The following is an 18,413-nucleotide window of genomic DNA, read 5'->3' as shown; positions in this document are numbered from 1 at the left end:
TCGTTGAAGCCTTTACTTTTAAAAAAAATAATGGTAAATTTGCCCGGGATGAAATTATTTAGGGGAATATAAAAGCAAATTGTTTCTTAATTTAAACTTAAAAATAGAGGGATCATATGAAAAGAATTGCTGTATTAGCGTTTGGGATATGTATACTTACCGTTGGCGGTTTAAAAGCCCAAAGTGAATCAAAATTTGGGAAAGATAGTATACAAACGTTGTATAATGCTTCAATTTATACGGAATTATGGAGACAGAAGAATTTCAAGGAGGCGTTGCCTGCCTGGAGATACGTGTTTCTTAATGCTCCGGCATTTCAACAGAATACTTACGTGCGGGGAGAAGATATTATAGAATATATGTATAAAAGTACTCAAAAGAAAGAGTATTTGGATACATTGATGATGATTTACGATCAACGTATAAAGTATTTCGGGGACGATCCCAAAGCGGGAGAAGGATATATTTTAGGACGTAAAGGTTTGGCTTTGCTTCGCTATGGAGATCAGGGAGTGGAAAACAGGAAGCAAGCGTATAATTATTTGCTGAAATCCGTGGAGATGAAAGGAAACGCTTCTCTTCCGGATGTCGTTGATCGGTTGATGTGTACGGCTTGTGAACTGGCTAAGGAGGAGCAACTTTCGGCCGATGAGGTGTTGCACTTGTATGACGATTTATCCCGGCTTGCTAAGGAGAACATTTTGGGAGGCGGAAAAATCGGTGAGAATTTCGAGAAATGTCAAAAAAACTTAGATGCCTTCTTCTTTGCTTCCGGTTTAGCGAATTGTGAAACTTTAGCTGGTTTGTTGACGGCGAGATATGAAGCGAATAAAACCAATTTGGACGAATTGAAGAGTATTTCTTCTCTGTTGAGAAGACGTGAGTGTACGGATCTTCCGATCTATACAACCGTTGCCGAGACAATATATCAGTTAGAGCCCTCTTCCGATGCGGCTTATGGTTTGGCCGTTATGTTTTTGGGCAAGCGCGATATAGAGAAGGCCGAACGATATTTTAAAGAGGCGATAGATAAAGCCGAGAATGTCGAAGAGAAGGAGAATATTTATATGATGTTGTCCCAGCTTTATTTAACGACAAAGAATTTTCCTCAAGCCAAAAAATACGCTCAGGAAGTGTTGAAGATAAACCCGAATTCCGGAAAGGCATATATTCTTATAGGAAAAGCTTATGTTTTCGGAAGTAAAGGTTATAGTCAGGATGATTTTGAACAGCATACCGTTTTTTGGGCTGCAGTAGATAAATTTATTAAAGCCAAACAAGTGGACCCTGAGGTTTTGACAGAGGCGGATGAGTTGATAAAAACCTATTCGGTTTATTTCCCTACCTCTGGAGAGGCTTTTTTCAACTCTATAAAGAGTGGGGACACGGTTAAAATCGGAGGTTGGATAAATGAAAATACGGTCGCAAGATTTAATAAAGAATAGTGTGGTTTTGTTTCATCATGTATGGAAAATACAAAGCGTTACCGTCCTTATTTTAGGGACGGTAATGCTTTTTTCTTGTAAAACAGACCAAAAAGAGATCGATCGGATTGTAAGTCGGACTGATAGACCGGAAATGTCGGGAGAAAATCTTACATTGCTCTATTCGGACTCTGCCCGCATTAAATATAAAGTGATTACACCCGTGTATGATAAATACAATAAAGAGGGGCAGAAATACGATGAATTTCCGAAAGGTATACACGCTATATTGTATGATAAGGAGGGAAACGAAGTGGGTTCCCTGGTGTCGAAATACGCGAAAAAATTAGAAGATGAGATGTTATGGGAGATTCGTAATGAGGTAGTTGTAGTGAATTCCGAGGGGAAAAAATTGGAAACGGAGTTGTTATATTGGGATATGAAAAAAGAGTTTCTTTATACCGATCGATACACACGTTTTACTTCCGGGGAACAGATGATAGAGGGAAATAACGGATTTGAGTCGGATCAGCAATTGAATAATCCACAATTTAAGAATGTTACGGGTAAAATAGCCGAATCAGAAAATCAAACTAAATGACCGTTTTTGTTGCCATAATAACTTGTTTGCTACTGTCCGCTTTTTTTTCCGGGATGGAAATAGCCTTCGTGGCATCCAATAAATTACGTATCGAGATTGACAAATCCAATAAGGGGATTACCCAAACACTTATCGATTTGTTTGTATCTAATTCCGGAATGTATATTACCACGATTCTGGTCGGAAATAACGTGGTCATGGTTATTTACGGTATTTTCATGTCGGATTATTTGGATCCCCGTTTGGAACAAATAGGCATCTCTTTAGGATTCCGAATGTTTGCCGTCACGTTAATTTCGACTTTGATCATGTTGGCCGTTGCGGAGTTCTTGCCTAAGGTTGTCTTCAGGTTACGTCCCAATTTATTTTTACGTATTTTTGCCGTACCTGTCTTTTTGTTTTACATCTTATTTTTTCCTATATCCTATTTTTCCGTTTGGTTCGGGGGATTGTTGTTGCGGGTTTTCACGGGAAAGAAATTGGCACACAAGGAGGAAGATAGAGCTTTTGGAAAGATTGATTTGAATAACCTGATAGAAGAAGGAGAGGCTTCGGGAACGTTAAACGAAGATGAACATGATATAAAGCTGTTCCGGAATGCTTTGGACTTTTCCGAAGTAAAGTTAAGGGAATGTATGGTTCCCCGTACGGATATCGTGGCCTTACCGTTGGACGGAAGTTTGGATGAATTGAGAGATCTCTTTGTGCAGACGGGTTTTTCTCGTATTTTGATTTATAAGGATAGTATAGATAATGTTATAGGATATGTACATTCATCGGCCCTTTTCCATCATCCGGAGACGATTGTTAAGGCTGTCAGTAAGATTTTGATCGTCCCGGAAACCATGTCGGCTTTACGTTTGCTGAATCTTTTCACGAAAGAACAAAAAAGTGTAGCTGCCGTGGTTGATGAGTTCGGGGTAACGGCAGGAATGGTGACGATAGAGGATATCATGGAGGAGATTTTCGGGGAGATCGAGGACGAACATGATCATCTAAACCTGAAGGAAGAGGTGCTGGCACCTAACGAATATCTTTTTTCCGGCCGTCTGGAGGTCGATTATCTGAACGAGAAATACAATCTGGATCTTCCTGAAAGTGAAGAATACGAAACATTGGCCGGATTAATATTGTATTATAATGAAGATATTCCGAATGAAGGAGAGCAAGTTGTCGTTGAAGGAATTACTTTTGAAATATTGCAGGTAAAAAGTGCACGTATTGAAGAGGTTAAAGTTATGATATGAAAAGGAGCTTTATTTTAAAGCTCCTTTTTGTTTCAACATATCTTCAAAGTGTCTGATGTTGTTTTCATGCTCCCGGGTACAAATCATAAGGTAATCGTTTTGTTCCGCGATGATGCAATTATCAATACCCTCTACGATTACTTTTTTCTGGTGAGGAACGCACACGATACACTCCTTGGAGTCGATAAAAAGTACGTTTCCATTATTACTTACATTTTGATTTTCGTCCTTGGGACTTATTTCGTGAAACGAGTGCCATGTTCCGACGTCCGACCAGCCAAATTCACCTTTGATCACATAAACTTTAGAAGATTTTTCCATGATGCCGAAGTCGATGGATACATTTGGACTTTGGCTGTAAATATGAGATATGTTTTCGGCGGAATCGGGCTTTTCTGCATTTTTATATTCATTCTCGAACAGAAGGTAAAGATCTTCCAAATGATTTTTAAATTCGTTGATAATTTCTTTTACTTTCCAAATAAAAATACCCGCGTTCCAAAGGAAATCACCTGACTCCATAAATACTTTTGCCAATTCTTTATCCGGTTTTTCCGTGAAAGTCTTGACTTTGGAAACGTATTCCGTGATTCTGTTTTTTTTGATTTGGATATATCCGTAACCGGTTTCCGGTCGGGTCGGTTTTATTCCGATGGTAAGCAATCCTCCGTATTGTTCGACAAAATCCAGACCCTTCGTGATGTTGTCGATGTATTCTTTGTCGTTGAATATAAAATGGTCGGAGGGGACGACTACCATCGAGGCTTCGGGGTTTGTTCTCGCGATCTTATAGGCGGCATAGGCTATGCAGGGGGCGGTATTCTTGCCGAAAGGCTCTTTTAAGATATTTTCGGTCGGAATTTCCGGTATTTGTTCTTTTGTGATGCCCTCGTAGGCCGTTCCTGTAACGATAATGATATTCTGTAGGTCGAAAATTTGATTTGCTCGTTCAAAAGTTTGTCTCAGAAAACTTTTACCTGTATTCATGATGTCGCAAAACTGTTTTGGACAAGCCTTGTTGCTGACTGGCCAGAATCGTTTTCCGAGTCCACCTGCCATGATTACGCAGTACGAGTTTTTATTCATATTCAATCGAAGTTTTGAAATTTAATTCCTCTTATTGTTGTCGAAATTAGTAATAAATCCGTGAATAATTTCTATTTTTACGATAAAATTTGGAGAAAGGATTGGAGACGGGTATTAATAAAGAAGTTAGTATTGATGAAAATTTTAGATCGGTTAGGAGCTTATATACTATTTCTGGGGAAAATATTCACAAAGCCTGAAAAAAAACGAGTTTATTTAAAGGAGTTGCTCAATGAATTTGAAAAATTGGGTTTGAACTCGATCGTATTGGTAATGATTATTTCCTTTTTTATTGGAGCTGTATTGACGTTACAAACGGCATATAATATGTCAAGCCCGCTTTTACCCCGTTATTTGATCGGTTATTTGACGCGTGAAACGTTGTTGTTGGAGTTTTCTTCGACCATTGTAAGTTTGATTCTGGCAGGAAAGATCGGTAGCAATATTGCTTCGGAGATCGGTAGTATGAAGATTACGGAACAGATAGAAGCGCTGGAATCCATGGGGGTAAATTCCGTTTCTTATTTGGTCGGTCCTAAGATTGCGGCCGCTTTGGTTATCAACCCGGTCTTATACGTGTTTAGCGTGTTCGTCGGTATTATCGGTGGAATCCTTTCCGGGTTGGCGTCGGGAGTCGTGAATTATGATGATTATATTCATGGGTTGCATTTTTCGTTTAACCCGTATTATGTGACTTATTCGATTATAAAAACCCTGTTTTTTGCGGTTATTTTTACTTCTATTCCTGCATTTTACGGTTATAATGTTCAGGGAGGGGCTTTGGAAGTCGGACGTGCAAGCACGAAAGCCGTTGTGGATAGCAGTATTGCGATATTAGTCTTTAATTTGATATTAACTAAAATCTTATTGTAATGATTCGGGTTGAACATGTATATAAATCATTTGATAAGAAAGTTGTATTGTCGGATATCAATGCCGTTTTTGAAGAGGGGAAGGTCAATTTGATTATTGGGAAAAGCGGTTCCGGTAAAACGGTATTGTTAAAGTCTTTGATCGGTTTACATCCGATCGATTCCGGTCGGATCCTGTATGACGATCGTGATATTACCTCTATGGATACGAAACAGGTAAAGAAGATCAGAGAGGAATTGGGGGTCGTATTTCAGGGGGGAGCCTTGTTCGATTCTCTTTCCGTTTTGGAAAATGTAAAATTTCCGTTGAATCTTTTTTCTCGTATGAGTGAGAAGGAAAAAGAGGAACGAGCCTTGTTTTGTTTGAACCGCGTTAATTTGGATAACGTGGGAAAATTATATCCGGCAGAGATAAGTGGAGGAATGAAAAAAAGGGTTGCTATTGCCCGGGCGATTGTCATGCAGCCGAAGTATTTGTTTTGTGATGAGCCCAACTCGGGTTTGGATCCTTTAACCTCTATTGTTATCGATAATTTATTATCGGAATTGACTCACGAATATCAAATGACGACGATTATTAATACTCATGATATGAATTCCGTGTTTGAAATAGGCGAGAACATTCTATTCATTCATGAAGGGAAAAAAGAGTGGGAGGGCAATAACGCGGAGATAATGAATGCTACTAACAAAGCTTTGAATGAATTTTTGTTTACTTCGAAATTTAATCAATTGATAAAAGAAAAATGGGAGGATCGTGGGGAGTCAAAACCTAAAGATAAGGTATAGCGTATGAAAAATGTATTGTGGATTATATTGATAGTAACCTGTATGACGGCCTGTTCGGAAAAAGTCCCTTTAGACAGAAAAGAATTCACGTCATTGTTGATCGATATGCATACGGCAGACGGAGCTCTCGTGGTATGGATGGAGGAGGAGGGAAATGACCGTAGAGATGACCGGAAAAAATACATGTATTATAATGACTTATTCGAGAAGTATGGAATCACGCGGGCGGAGTTTGACTCATGCGTCCATTATTATTCGGCTAAAACGGCTCTCTTTACTAAAATATACGATGTCGTTATTGATTCTTTGAATCGCAGGTTAACGGAGAAAACGCGTATTTATAAGCAATTGACGGGTCAGGACTCCTTAAATTTAATGCCGGGTTATAAAATGTGGGTATTCGATACTTTGGATTGTGATTCTGTCCGGATTGAAGATGAATTCATTGGTTTATTGTGTGCCGGGAATTGGACGAAAGAGATTGTTATGACGGATACGGTTACGTTAGATAGACAGAATCCGTATGTCGAGATCGAATTGGATAGTATTGCTCCCGGAATGTATAATTTTGAGACAAGTCTGAAATTTGAACACCGGGACAGGAAAAGGAGTAATAAAATCCTTTCTTATTTGCTTTCGGATCAGAATGATACGCTGAAGATCAGTGATACGTGGGTGGTGATGGATTCGATTAAACGAGATTATAAGTGGTCTTATTACGTGGCCGATTCCACCTATAACAGACTTCGCATCCGTATTCTGGCCGGGGAAGAGACAAAAAAGGGAGAAAAAGAATGGAACGGAAAGGTTTGGAATACGGGTATATTTAAACTGTATCAAACTCCGAAAGAAGAAGAGCGTAACAAGGAACTCTATCGATTGAATAAATAATGAGAAAAATTGCGGCTAATTATATTTTCTTGCCGGGTTATCCTTTGGTGAGGAATGGATATGTTGTTATTGATGGTCAGAATGTCGTAGACGTGGTAAACACGGGAGGTTTTATTCGTGAGATTCCCGGTTTGGAATTTTATGGGGGAATGATTGTCGCTGGGTTTTTAATGAGCGATAAACGGGATTGGTGTCCCGGGGATGATTTGTTATCGTGTATTGTCGATATGTATGATAAAAGATGTGATTGGAGAACTGGATTGGCTCTTGTGCAAGGAGCTGATTGGGAGCACTTCAGATGGTCAGAGAAGGCTTCTGTTTTACGTTTGGTATAATACTAAAATAAAGAACGATGAGTAAATTGTATTTGACACTTGTTTTATTTTTTATTTGGGGAGTGTTATCTGCGGGTCCCCTTTGGATGCGTTATCCGAGTATCTCTCCGGATGGTAAACAAATTGTATTCAGTTACAAGGGAGATATTTATAAAGTTTCTGCAGATGGAGGGCGAGCTGAGCAATTAACGACGAATCCCGGGTATGAAACTTACCCGATCTGGTCTCCTGACGGTAAATACATCGCTTTCGCGAGTGATCGTTACGGGAATCTGGATATATTCATTATGCTTGCAGAGGGAGGAACTCCTAAACGGTTAACCACTTATTCGGGTAAGGAGATTCCGTATGCTTTTACTCCTGATGGAAAAGAAATTGTTTATGGGGCTCAGATACAGGATCCGACTGAAAGCGCTTTGTTCCCTTCCCCGGCTTTAACGGAACTTTATGCGGTTTCTGTCAATGGAGGAAGGCCCCGACAGGTGTTGGGAACGCCTGCGGAAAGCATTTGTTTTTCCAAATCGGGTAAACGGTTTCTGTATCATGATAAGAAGGGTGGAGAGAATGAGTGGCGTAAACATCATACCTCTTCGGTCACTCGGGATATTTATCTCTATGATATAAAAAGTAAGAAACACACGAACCTGGTCGGTTGGCAGGGAGAGGATCGAAATCCTGTTTTCGCCCCGGGAGACGAGAAAGTTTACTTTTTAAGTGAACGCGGAGGTTCTTTCAATATCTATTCGTTTAACCTGACCGTTCCGGATCGGGTCGAGCCCGTCACTTCGTTTAAAAATCGTCCCGTGCGTTTTTTGAGTATTGCCAATACCGGACGCTTATGTTTTGGGTATGACGGAGAAATTTATATAAAAGACGAAATGTCGAAACCTAAAAAGGTTGCGGTTGAAATTCGCGGAGATCAGGCCATTGATGACAGAGAAGAGCTTCTTTTTACTTCGGGTGCGACGGATGCCGAAGTTTCACCTGACGGTAAGCAGATTGCTTTGATTTTACGCGGGGAGGTGTTCGTTACATCTACGGATTACGTGACGACAAAGCAGGTTACCGAGACTCCGGAACAGGAGAAATGGTTGAGTTTTGCTCCTGATAACCGGACATTGGCTTACGCTAGCGAACGCGATGGAAATTGGAATATCTATACGGCAAAGATGGCCCGAAAGGAGGAGATTAATTTTCCGAATGCCACGTTGATCGATGAAGAAGCCGTATTACCCGCCTCTTCCGTGGAGCGTTTTGCCCCTCAATTTTCTCCGGACGGTAAAGAGTTGGCTTTTATAGAGGACCGTAATAAATTAATGGTGGTCAATCTGCAAAATAAGAAAGTTCGGCAAATTACCGATGGAAGTATGCATTATCGAACAGGAGACGGTTTCACTTATAAATGGTCTCCGGATGGTAAATGGTTCGCCTTGGAATTTATTGGAAACAAACATGATCCTTATGGGGATATCGGGATCGTTCGTGCGGATGGAGGAGGGCAAATTATCAATTTGACCCGTAGCGGCTATTCGAATGGTAATCCCCGGTGGGTGTTGGATGGAAATGCGATACTGTTTTCGAGTGAACGCTACGGGATGAGGAATCATGCTTCGTGGGGCTCTTTGGAAGACGTGATGATCGTTTTTTTAAATCAGGATGCCTACGATAGGTTTAGGTTGAGTAAAGAGGATTACGAGTTGCTGAAGCAAGAGGAGAAGTCGGCTTATAAAGAAGAGGAAAAATCGGAGAAACAACAACGGAAAGCGATTGTCGTGGAGTTGAAAGGAATAGAAGATCGGATCGTACGATTGACTCCGAGCTCTTCCGAATTGGGAGATGCCGTTTTGAGCCGGGAAGGGGAGAAGCTGTATTATCTGGCTTCTTTTGAGGGCGGCCTTGGTTTGTGGGAGATGAATCTGCGTAGTAAAAATACTCGTCTGATGCATAAATTGAACGGGAACTGGGGTTCTTTAGTGCTGGATAAATCGGGTAACAATCTCTTTTTATTAGGTAGTCGGAATATGCAGAAGATTAATCTGCAATCCGATAAGCAAACACCTGTCGTGTATAGGGCCATGATGGAATTGGATAAAGTGGCCGAGAGGGCTTATATGTTTGACCGGGTGCGTCGGCAGGAGGCTAAGCGATTCTATGATAAAGATATGCATGGGGTGGATTGGCCGGCCGTGACGAAGGATTATGAAAAATTTTTACCGTATATCAACAATAACCATGATTTCTCGGAGTTGTTGAGTGAACTGCTCGGTGAATTGAATGTGTCCCATACTGGCGGTCGTTTTTATCCGGAAGAGAGAGGAGACGAAACTGCCGAGACGGGGTTGTTGTTTGAATGGAACGAGCGTCGGCCGGGTTTGATCGTTACGGAAATATTGGAAAAGGGACCTTTCGATAACGCCCGGTCGAAAGTACGGGCCGGAGACGTTTTGGAAAAGATTGACGGAAAAAAAATCGAAATCGGGATGGACTATTTTCCTATGTTAAATAAAAAGAGAGGTGAGAAAACGTTATTCTCTTTCTATAATCCGGAATCGAAAGAGCGTTGGGAAGAGGTCATCAAACCGATCTCTAAAAGCAGTATGCGGCAGCTGTTATACAGACGTTGGGTTAAACAGAGGGCCGCGGAGGTCGATCGTCTTTCCGGCGGCCGGTTGGGCTATGTGCATATCGCAAGCATGAGCGATCCGAGTTTCCGTTCGATTTATTCCGATATATTGGGGAAATACAATGATCGGGAAGGAATTGTTATTGATACTCGTTTCAATGGCGGAGGACGTTTACACGAAGACATCGAGGTGTTGTTTAGCGGAGAAAAGTATTTTACTCAGGTTGTCAGAGGACGGGAAGCCTGTGATATGCCCAGCCGTCGTTGGAACAAACCATCCGTTATGATTATAGGCGAAGCGAATTATTCGAATGCTCACGGAACCCCTTGGGTCTATAAATATAAAAATATAGGGAAGTTAGTCGGGATGCCTGTTCCGGGTACCATGACAAGCGTTTCCTGGGAGCGCTTACAAGATCCGACGTTGGTTTTCGGTATCCCTATTGTCGGATATCGTCTGGCAGACGGTTCTTATTTGGAGAACAAACAGTTGGAGCCGGATGTGAAGGTGGCTAACTCTCCGGAAAAGGTCGTTTCGGGAAAGGATGAACAGCTGGAAAAAGCTGTGGAGGAGTTGTTGGGAGAGATCGATCGGAAATGAATAAGAAAAGGGCGCTGCAACGCCCTTTTCGTCAATCAATAGAGAAGTGTTTAACTAAAAACCAATTATCAGTATTCTTTTATCTGGCCTTCGAGATAATAAAATTTTAGATCCCTGGGTACGTTTTCCGTAAATTCTATTTTGCAATGGCTGGGTAAGAGAATCCTGATATACAGCTCTTGTCCCCTCCACGGGCCTTCGATTTTGAAATAATTATCCATTCGTAAGGTATCGTTCTTCAACTCCCAGTTGATTTGGATACCTTTATCTTCCGCGTTAAGATAGTCCGAGGCATTGGTACTCCGATTGAAAAATATTTGGGGTTCCTCGACATCTTTTGACGCGTAGATGGAAAATTTAACCGGAGAAACCAAAAAGGATGCTTTTGTATCTCGGACTCTAAAAATCGATCGATATCTATTAGTATTGTAACCTGTATTGTAGCGATCCTTGAGATCTATGACGATTTTATTCGATAACGGACTGAGAAGCGTTGAGGTGTTGGTTCTTATTGTTCGTTGCGTATAATTCTGTGCTTCCGATAATCCGACAATGAGCAGTAGAAATAAACAGACTAACCATATTACTCCGGCCGGCAACAGAATAGTTCTATTGTTACTTTCGAAAGAGATCAATATTTTAAGTGCCAGAAAAATGATGAATAAACAGGGAATGACGGTTAGGAAGAAAAAGCAGATTTTAAGGATGAAAAGATGAAAAGGAGAAACCATGCAGGTGGCTTCTTCGTACGCTTCCGCCCACGGCATTAAGTTGGGTAAAAATAGTATCGATATGAATGTAAAGAGCGATACGATACCGAATAAGAGAACGGATAAACCGAAGAGAAAAGCGATGGCTTTCCCTATCCCGCCGAAAAATCTACTTATGAGCTCTCCTATCCTTCTGAAAAACCGATGTATCGGAGATATTTTTATTTCCTGATACTCTTCTTTTACCGAACGTTCGATGTTGGGGATGTTGATATTTTTACCTTTCATTTCTAATTTTTCTCTGGAGTTCTTGGCTTTGGGAATAACTGTCCAGAGTACGATATATACTAAAATGAAAATGCCGTAGTATAGTGAAAAAAGGATAAAGCAGATACGTATAAGTATCATGGAAATTCCCCAATAGGAAGCCAAACCCGAGGCGACACCCCCCAATACCATGTGATCCGGATCCCGGTACAGTTTATGTGTGGGTTTCCCTTTGGATTCTTCTGCTTCTTCCTCGTCGTCTATGATATCAGCCGGTTTCCCCATGGTCGTGATTGCTTTCTCGACGTCTTCCAAAACGATGGATTCCCGGAAGTTTTCTTTTTGATATTGCATGAAAAGTTCGGCAATACGGCTTTCGATATCATACATGATTTCGGTCCCGTCTTCTTCCTTTATGTAATGATTCTTAAGTGTATTGAGGTAATCCTGAAGTTTTTCAAAAGCATCTTCATCGATATGAAAAACCTTTCCGCTCAGATTTATGGTGTATGTTTTTTTCATGGTAATAGGATTAAGCGTTGTGATTTTCTTTAATATGATTTACAGCAGAGGTTAACTCTTCCCAAGAGTTTTCCAACTCTTTTAAAAAAAGACGTCCTGATTCGGTAATGCTATAATATTTCCGAGGAGGCCCTTGCAAAGATTCTTCCCATCGATAGGATAGGAGGCCTGTGTTTTTTAACCTTGTCAATAAGGGATAGATTGTTCCCTCGACAACGATCATCCTGGACTCTTTTAATTTGTTGATAATATCAGGGACGTATACGTCTTTTTGTGAGATAATCAACAAAATGCAATACTCCAGGATTCCTTTTCGCATTTGAGCTTGTGTGTTTTCAATGTTCATGTCCTGCGTATTTGTTTTTGTGTATGGCAAAGATATAAATAAAAAATAGTATTATGCAATACATGGTACTATAAAAATAAAAAATATTTTTTTAAGCATGAATTTATCTCTCGGACAAGAGGCAAACGTTTCCGTGGATTTTACTTGAATAGAGTGAATTAAACTTCATAATAAAGATTAACTTTGCATCGAAAAAATAAGGAAACGATAAAAAAATAGATATGAAAAAGGTATTATTGATGATTTTGGATGGTTGGGGAATCGGTAAACATGATCATTCGGATGCAATAGGGAGTACCCCGACTCCTTGTATTACGGCTTTGGCCAATAATAATCCCCGCTCTTTATTGTATACCAGCGGTGAGAATGTCGGGTTGCCGGACGGACAAATGGGAAATTCGGAAGTGGGACATTTGAATATTGGAGCCGGTCGGGTAGTGTATCAGGATTTGGTGAAAATTAACCGGGCTTGCCGGGATCATTCCATTGCTCGAAATCCGGAAATTGTAAAAGCTTTCACCTATGCTAAAGAAAACGGTAAACGGGTTCATTTTATGGGGTTGGCTTCCCAGGGCGGTGTGCATAGTTCTTTGGATCATGTATTTGCCCTTTGTGAGCTGTCAAAGGAATACGGTATTGAAGATACTTTCGTGCATTGTTTTATGGACGGCAGGGATACGGATCCTCGTAGCGGAAAGGAATTTTTGCAACTTCTGGAGGCGCAAATGGCTGAATCTACCGGAAAGATAGCTTCCGTGATCGGTCGTTATTACGCTATGGATCGGGATTCTCGTTGGGAACGGATTCGTGAGGCTTACGATCTTTTGGTAAGAGGTAAGGGAACACCGGCAACGGATGCCATTGCTGCGGTACAGGAATCCTACGAGGGAGGGGTAACGGATGAGTTTATAAAACCGATTGTCAGGGTAGATGAAAACGGGAATCCGATAGGGACTATTCGGGAAGGAGATATGGTTATCTTTTTTAATTTCCGAAATGACCGGGCTAAAGAATTGACGGTTGTGTTGACACAGGAAGACAAGCCTGATTTCGGAATGAAAACCATTCCTTTGTATTATTGTTGTATGACTCCTTACGATGCTAAGTTTCAGGGATTGCATATTCTTTTTGATAAAGAGAACGTGGTGAATACCATTGGGGAGTATGTCGCGTCTTTAGGTTTGAAACAGTTGCGTATTGCTGAAACTGAAAAATATGCCCATGTTACCTTCTTTTTGAACGGGGGACGCGAGGAGCCCTTTGCCGGAGAAAAACGGATACTGGTCCCTTCTCCCAAGGTTGCTACTTATGATTTGCAACCGGAAATGTCGGCCCCGACCGTGACTGAAAAAATAGTGGAAGAGTTGAAACGAAAGGAGGCGGATTTTATTTGTTTGAATTACGCTAACGGGGATATGGTAGGGCATACGGGTGTTTATGAAGCTATTCAGAAAGCTGTTGCAACGGTTGACGAATGCGTCGGAAAGACGGTGGCGGCCGCTCGGGAAAACGGGTACGATGTATTGATCATTGCCGATCATGGAAATGCGGACAATGCGGTGAATGAAGACGGATCTCCCAATACGGCCCATTCTCTGAATCCGGTTCCATGTATTTGGGTGACGGATTCTAAATGTGATCATCTCCGGGATGGAGTTTTAGCCGATGTCGCTCCGACGGTTTTAACTATTATGGGATTACCTATCCCGCCGGAAATGACAGGAAAACCATTGTTGGTCTGAATATCCCCGGGGAGGATGTGTTATTTAGTTGTGAATGATCAGATAAAAGGATTCTGAGATATAAGGATTGGGTGATTAAGGGATTGGGTGATTGTAGATTTTAAATTGTAAATTAAACAAATCTAAAATTTACAATGAATAGGGGATTAATATGATGGTCGATTTAGAGGAGGTAATATCAAGACTCACTCGTAAATTATAAATTCGATCTGGAATTTACAATGAAGTGATTCAATTTAATGATCCGGTTTCGCTAATCTGTAATTGCGGGTTTGGCGTATGGATTTATTGGTCGGGAAATTGTCGGGTAATGAGAAATGACTAAATTTGCCCGTTTTATTTCAATTTTCAGTTACATGATACAGATAGGGGATACGATTGTCAGCTTGGACGTGATCAAAAAAGAGTTTTGTTGTGATTTATCGGTTTGCAAAGGTATTTGTTGTGTTGAAGGCGATGCCGGGGCACCTTTGGAAGAAGAAGAGGAGAAATACATACGGGAGAATTACGAGAACATTAAATTATACATGAAACCGGAGGGGATACAGGCTGTAGAAGAACAGGGATGGGCCGTTATTGATGTGGAAGGCGATTTGGGTACGCCTTTGATTCATGGAGGGGAGTGTGCCTATGCTATTGAAGAAAACGGAAGTTGTTGGTGTGCTATTGAAAAAGCCTGGACGGAAGGGAAAAGTACTTTTCGCAAACCTATTTCCTGTCATTTGTATCCGGTTAGGATCACCAGATACCCCTCGTATCAAGCAGTTAATTACGATGAATGGAAGATTTGTGCGGGGGCGAAAATAAAGGGAGAAAAAAAAGGTATTCCTCTTTACATTTTTCTAAAAGATGCTTTGATTGAGAAGTATGGAACGGAGTGGTACGAACAGCTATGCTATGTGGCAAACGAGATAAAACGGGGGAAAATCAAGTTTAAGCTTTGAAAATTTAGATGCTTTTCTTTGTAGAGAAAAAAAGTTATTTTATCTTTGCAGCGCAAAAGCAAAATGGTGGATGTAGCTCAGTCGGTTAGAGCGTCGGATTGTGGTTCCGAAGGTCGTGGGTTCGAGCCCCATCTTCCACCCGCCTATAAAAACGGTTGATTTTAACCGTTTTTTTTTTTGTATTTAATACGGAGTTCAATTCGATTTTCCCAATCCCTTCCATGCATTGTAGATTTTAGATTTATTTAATTTACAATTTACGATTTAAAATCTACAATCTACAATCATCTATCGTTTCAATCACCCAATCCTTATATCTCAGAATCCTTTTATCTGATAATCTACAGCTACGATAAGCTGTCGTATCCCTTTCCGTGTGCTATCATTGTCTGTTTCCATTAAATATCGAGAGATATTTTGTCTCCAATAGAATTTTAGTTACTTTTACACAATCGTTGACGAAACGAGTGAATTGAATATAAACTATTAATAATCAGAGTAAAATAAATGGCTACAGAAAAATTTTTGTGGAGGCACGTCGGACCACGTCCTGAAGATATCGAGGATATGCTGAAGGTAGTCGGTGTCAAATCTCTTGATGAACTAATCGATCAAACTGTTCCAGAATCCATTCGATTGAAGAAAGAGTTGGATTTACCTTCTCCTTTAACGGAATCCGAGTTTTTTGCGCGGATGAGGAAGGTTGCGTCTAAAAATAAATTATATCGTACCTTTATCGGGCAGGGATACTATGATACGATTACCCCGGCTGTGATTCAGCGTAATATTCTGGAGAATCCGGCTTGGTATACTTCTTATACTCCTTATCAGGCGGAAGTTTCACAAGGACGTTTGGAGGCTTTGTTAAATTTCCAGACGATGATAGTGGAATTAACCGGTATGGAGCTTTCCAATTGCTCTTTGTTGGATGAGGCTACTGCTGCTGCCGAGTCTATGACCATGATGTTTGGTTTGAGAAGTAAAGAGATGAAGAAAGCTGGAGCCAATAAATTATTTGTCGATAACAAGATATTCCCTCAAACGAAGGATGTATTGGTAACCCGTTCCGTTCCGCAAGGCATCGAATTGGTGTATGGAGATTACGATACATTTGAATTTACTCCGGACGTTTTCGGTGCTATCATTCAATATCCTGCTGCTGACGGTGAGGTTCGCGATTATAAGGCGTTTGCCGACCGGGTACATGCCAACGGGGCTTTATTGTCCGTCGTGGCGGATTTGATGAGTTTGGTATTGTTGACCCCTCCGGGACAATGGGGAGCGGATGTCGTGGTAGGAACTACTCAACGTTTCGGTATTCCGATGGCGTACGGAGGTCCTCATGCTGCTTATATGGCGACCAAGGAAGAGTATAAACGTAATATCGTGGGCCGAATCATCGGAGTGACGATAGACGCTCAGGGAAACAAGGCTCTTCGGTTGGCTTTACAAACCCGCGAACAACATATTAAGCGAGAAAAGGCTTCTTCGAATATCTGTACTGCCAAGGCGTTAAATGCAACGATGGCCGGTTTTTATGCAGCTTATCACGGACCGGAAGGTTTAGTGAGGATTGCTCGTCATATACATTCCGCCGCTGTTATTCTGGCTACGGAGATTCAAAAATACGGTTATAAACTGAAGCATAATAAATTCTTTGATACGTTACGTTTCGAGTTACCGGAAGGCGTTTGTCAGGAAAACGTTAGGGATGCGGCATTGGAAAAAGAGATCAATCTTTTTTATTGCAATTGCGGCTGCGGTAAGGTTGTCGGTTTATCTACCGATGAAAAAATCAACGAAGAAGAGATCAATACGATTATCGGAATTTTTGCCAAAGCTGCCGGTAAGGTGGCGGAGCGGGTTGAATTCCTTGACGACCGCACGATTCTTGAACCTTCCATGTTGCGCGAGGATGAGTTCTTGCAACAATCCGTATTCAATATTTATCATTCTGAAACCGGAATGATGCGTTATATGAAAAACTTAGAACGTCGGGATATTTCATTAGCTACCTCTATGATTTCATTGGGTTCTTGTACCATGAAGTTGAATGCGGCCGTGGAGATGTTGCCGATTACCTGGCCGGAAATAGGTGGGGTGCATCCGTTTGCTCCGCTTTCACAGGTTGAAGGTTATCAGCAGATGATCCGTGAAACGGAGGAGATGTTATGTAAGGTGACCGGGTTTGCCGGTTGCAGTTTAATGCCTAATTCCGGAGCTGCCGGAGAGTACACGGCTTTGATGGTTATTCGTCAGTATCATATTTCTCGCGGAGAGGGACACCGGAATGTTATTTTGATTCCTGCTTCCGCTCATGGAACGAATCCTGCTTCCAGCTCAATGGCCGGGTTTAAGATTATCGTGACGGCAACGGATCCGGAAGGTAATATCGATGTGGAAGATTTCCGTCAGAAAGCGATCGAGAATCGGGATAATCTAATCGGAGCGATGATTACCTATCCTTCTACTCATGGAATTTTTGAAGAGTCCATTAAAGAATTATGCCAAATCATACACGAAAATGGAGGACAGGTATTTATGGATGGTGCCAATATGAATGGACAATGCGGTTTGACGAGTCCGGGTACTATCGGTGCAGATGCTTGTCATTTGAATTTGCATAAAACTTTTGCAATGCCTCATGGCGGCGGCGGTCCTGGTGTCGGACCGATTTGTGTCGCACCTCATCTGGTAGAATTTTTACCGACTCACACTATGGTGAAGACCGGAGGTGAACATGGAATCCATGCGGTGGCTGCTGCTCCGTACGGTTCCGTGGGTATGTTGCCTGTAACGTACGGTTATTTGTTGATGTTAGGCGGTAAGGGATTAAAGATGGTTACGGAGATGGCTATATTGAATGCCAACTATTTGGCTTCTTCTTTCGAGAAGTTGGGCTTTAAGATCTTATTTAAAGGTAAACGGGGACGTGTTGGACACGAGATGATATGGGATTGCAATATGTTTAACAAAGAGTATGGAATATCCGAATTGGATATAGCCAAACGCTTGATGGACTTTGGTTTCCATGCTCCGACGTTGTCGTTCCCGGTTCATGGAACCTTGATGGTTGAACCGACGGAAAGTGAACCGAAAGAGGAACTGGATCGTTTTATCGAAGCTCTGAAAACCATTCGCGAGGAGATGCTTGAAGTGGGGGAAGGAAAGGCCGATAAAACGGACAACGTGTTGAAAAATGCCCCTCATACGCATAAGGTCTTGACTGCTGACGAGTGGAACCACTCCTATCCGCGCAGTAAGGCCGCTTACCCGTTAGCTTGGGTGGCTGAAAATAAATTTTGGCCCCAGGTGGGTCGTGTAGACGATGGTTACGGCGATCGTAACCTGATGTGTACTTGTGATCCGATTGATGCTTATGCCGATCAGAAATAAGCTGGTTCTATGATAAA

General features: G+C 41.4%; 14 protein-coding genes and 1 tRNA gene. 12 read left to right on the top strand and 3 right to left on the bottom strand.

Translation table 11 applies throughout. The annotated features are described in order from the left end of the window. The first annotated feature begins 116 nt into the window (after positions 1-116). From PGR74_RS09995 to PGR74_RS09985, 3 genes are read left to right on the top strand one after another with little or no spacing between them, the layout of a single operon-like run. Positions 117-1,445: a tetratricopeptide repeat protein gene (locus PGR74_RS09995; protein ID WP_041502733.1), complete on the top strand. Its 1,329-nt coding sequence runs from the start codon at positions 117-119 to the stop codon at positions 1,443-1,445. Beyond that, positions 1,411-2,025, top strand: a complete 615-nt coding sequence (lptC, locus tag PGR74_RS09990; protein WP_082027569.1) for an LPS export ABC transporter periplasmic protein LptC — start codon at positions 1,411-1,413, stop codon at positions 2,023-2,025. Before PGR74_RS09995 ends, lptC begins: the two co-directional genes overlap by 35 nt. Further along, on the top strand, positions 2,022-3,272 hold the full coding sequence (locus tag PGR74_RS09985; RefSeq protein ID WP_041502734.1) for a hemolysin family protein: 1,251 nt from the start codon (positions 2,022-2,024) through the stop codon (positions 3,270-3,272). Before lptC ends, PGR74_RS09985 begins: the two co-directional genes overlap by 4 nt. Before the next feature lie 9 nt (positions 3,273-3,281). Here the strand turns inward: PGR74_RS09985 and PGR74_RS09980 are convergent, their stop codons facing one another. After that, on the bottom strand, positions 3,282-4,358 hold the full coding sequence (locus PGR74_RS09980) for a mannose-1-phosphate guanylyltransferase (RefSeq protein WP_041502735.1): 1,077 nt from the start codon (positions 4,356-4,358) through the stop codon (positions 3,282-3,284). A gap of 135 nt (positions 4,359-4,493) precedes the next feature. Between PGR74_RS09980 and PGR74_RS09975 the strand changes: the two genes are divergently transcribed. From PGR74_RS09975 to PGR74_RS09955, 5 genes are read left to right on the top strand one after another with little or no spacing between them, the layout of a single operon-like run. Beyond that, a complete protein-coding gene (locus tag PGR74_RS09975; RefSeq protein WP_181416495.1) occupies positions 4,494-5,231 on the top strand; it encodes an MlaE family ABC transporter permease in 738 nt (245 codons plus the stop codon). Further along, a complete protein-coding gene (locus tag PGR74_RS09970; protein WP_041502736.1) occupies positions 5,231-6,019 on the top strand; it encodes an ABC transporter ATP-binding protein in 789 nt (262 codons plus the stop codon). The genes PGR74_RS09975 and PGR74_RS09970 overlap by 1 nt, the downstream gene beginning before the upstream one ends. A 3-nt stretch (positions 6,020-6,022) precedes the next feature. After that, complete coding sequence (locus tag PGR74_RS09965) at positions 6,023-6,910, top strand: DUF4296 domain-containing protein (protein ID WP_041505505.1); 888 nt, start codon at positions 6,023-6,025, stop codon at positions 6,908-6,910. Beyond that, entirely contained in the window at positions 6,910-7,245 is a 336-nt protein-coding gene (locus tag PGR74_RS09960) for a hypothetical protein (protein WP_041502738.1), read from the top strand. The genes PGR74_RS09965 and PGR74_RS09960 overlap by 1 nt, the downstream gene beginning before the upstream one ends. Before the next feature lie 17 nt (positions 7,246-7,262). Then, positions 7,263-10,469, top strand: a complete 3,207-nt coding sequence (locus tag PGR74_RS09955; RefSeq protein ID WP_110688556.1) for a S41 family peptidase — start codon at positions 7,263-7,265, stop codon at positions 10,467-10,469. A gap of 68 nt (positions 10,470-10,537) precedes the next feature. Here PGR74_RS09955 and PGR74_RS09950 read toward each other — a convergent pair whose 3' ends face one another. Next, positions 10,538-11,968: a PspC domain-containing protein gene (locus PGR74_RS09950; protein ID WP_270517048.1), complete on the bottom strand. Its 1,431-nt coding sequence runs from the start codon at positions 11,966-11,968 to the stop codon at positions 10,538-10,540. Between the two features lie 10 nt (positions 11,969-11,978). Beyond that, entirely contained in the window at positions 11,979-12,314 is a 336-nt protein-coding gene (locus PGR74_RS09945; RefSeq protein ID WP_041502741.1) for a PadR family transcriptional regulator, read from the bottom strand. Between the two features lie 221 nt (positions 12,315-12,535). Between PGR74_RS09945 and gpmI the strand changes: the two genes are divergently transcribed. The 4 genes from gpmI to gcvP all read left to right on the top strand — a co-directional run bounded on the left by gpmI (position 12,536) and on the right by gcvP (position 18,396). Next, complete coding sequence (gene gpmI / locus PGR74_RS09940) at positions 12,536-14,056, top strand: 2,3-bisphosphoglycerate-independent phosphoglycerate mutase (RefSeq protein WP_041505508.1); 1,521 nt, start codon at positions 12,536-12,538, stop codon at positions 14,054-14,056. Positions 14,057-14,412: 356 nt separating this feature from the next. Further along, positions 14,413-15,000 (top strand): DUF3109 family protein, encoded by a 588-nt coding sequence (locus PGR74_RS09935; protein ID WP_041502944.1) that lies wholly within the window; start codon positions 14,413-14,415, stop codon positions 14,998-15,000. A 65-nt stretch (positions 15,001-15,065) separates the two neighbouring features. After that, positions 15,066-15,141 (top strand) — tRNA-His (locus tag PGR74_RS09930). A 366-nt stretch (positions 15,142-15,507) separates the two neighbouring features. Further along, the gene (gcvP, locus tag PGR74_RS09925; protein WP_041502743.1) at positions 15,508-18,396 is read left to right on the top strand and encodes an aminomethyl-transferring glycine dehydrogenase; all 2,889 of its coding nucleotides are present in this window, start codon (positions 15,508-15,510) and stop codon (positions 18,394-18,396) included. The last annotated feature ends 17 nt before the right edge of the window (positions 18,397-18,413 follow it).

The organism is Sanguibacteroides sp. AM78-02pH3A (assembly GCF_027666085.1).
Classification (GTDB): domain Bacteria; phylum Bacteroidota; class Bacteroidia; order Bacteroidales; family Marinifilaceae; genus Gabonibacter; species Gabonibacter massiliensis.
The sequence above is the reverse complement of the archived record's forward strand: the minus strand, read 5'-3'. Positions and strand labels throughout refer to the sequence as shown.

Excerpts from the sequence above, each read along its gene's own strand:
- PGR74_RS09995 (WP_041502733.1), top strand. The coding sequence starts at position 117 with ATGAAAAGAATTGCTGTATTAGCGTTTGGGATATGTATACTTACCGTT.
- lptC (WP_082027569.1), top strand. The coding sequence starts at position 1,411 with ATGAAAATACGGTCGCAAGATTTAATAAAGAATAGTGTGGTTTTGTTT.
- PGR74_RS09985 (WP_041502734.1), top strand. The coding sequence starts at position 2,022 with ATGACCGTTTTTGTTGCCATAATAACTTGTTTGCTACTGTCCGCTTTT.
- PGR74_RS09980 (WP_041502735.1), bottom strand. The coding sequence starts at position 4,358 with ATGAATAAAAACTCGTACTGCGTAATCATGGCAGGTGGACTCGGAAAA.
- PGR74_RS09975 (WP_181416495.1), top strand. The coding sequence starts at position 4,494 with ATGAAAATTTTAGATCGGTTAGGAGCTTATATACTATTTCTGGGGAAA.
- PGR74_RS09970 (WP_041502736.1), top strand. The coding sequence starts at position 5,231 with ATGATTCGGGTTGAACATGTATATAAATCATTTGATAAGAAAGTTGTA.
- PGR74_RS09965 (WP_041505505.1), top strand. The coding sequence starts at position 6,023 with ATGAAAAATGTATTGTGGATTATATTGATAGTAACCTGTATGACGGCC.
- PGR74_RS09960 (WP_041502738.1), top strand. The coding sequence starts at position 6,910 with ATGAGAAAAATTGCGGCTAATTATATTTTCTTGCCGGGTTATCCTTTG.
- PGR74_RS09955 (WP_110688556.1), top strand. The coding sequence starts at position 7,263 with ATGAGTAAATTGTATTTGACACTTGTTTTATTTTTTATTTGGGGAGTG.
- PGR74_RS09950 (WP_270517048.1), bottom strand. The coding sequence starts at position 11,968 with ATGAAAAAAACATACACCATAAATCTGAGCGGAAAGGTTTTTCATATC.
- PGR74_RS09945 (WP_041502741.1), bottom strand. The coding sequence starts at position 12,314 with ATGAACATTGAAAACACACAAGCTCAAATGCGAAAAGGAATCCTGGAG.
- gpmI (WP_041505508.1), top strand. The coding sequence starts at position 12,536 with ATGAAAAAGGTATTATTGATGATTTTGGATGGTTGGGGAATCGGTAAA.
- PGR74_RS09935 (WP_041502944.1), top strand. The coding sequence starts at position 14,413 with ATGATACAGATAGGGGATACGATTGTCAGCTTGGACGTGATCAAAAAA.
- gcvP (WP_041502743.1), top strand. The coding sequence starts at position 15,508 with ATGGCTACAGAAAAATTTTTGTGGAGGCACGTCGGACCACGTCCTGAA.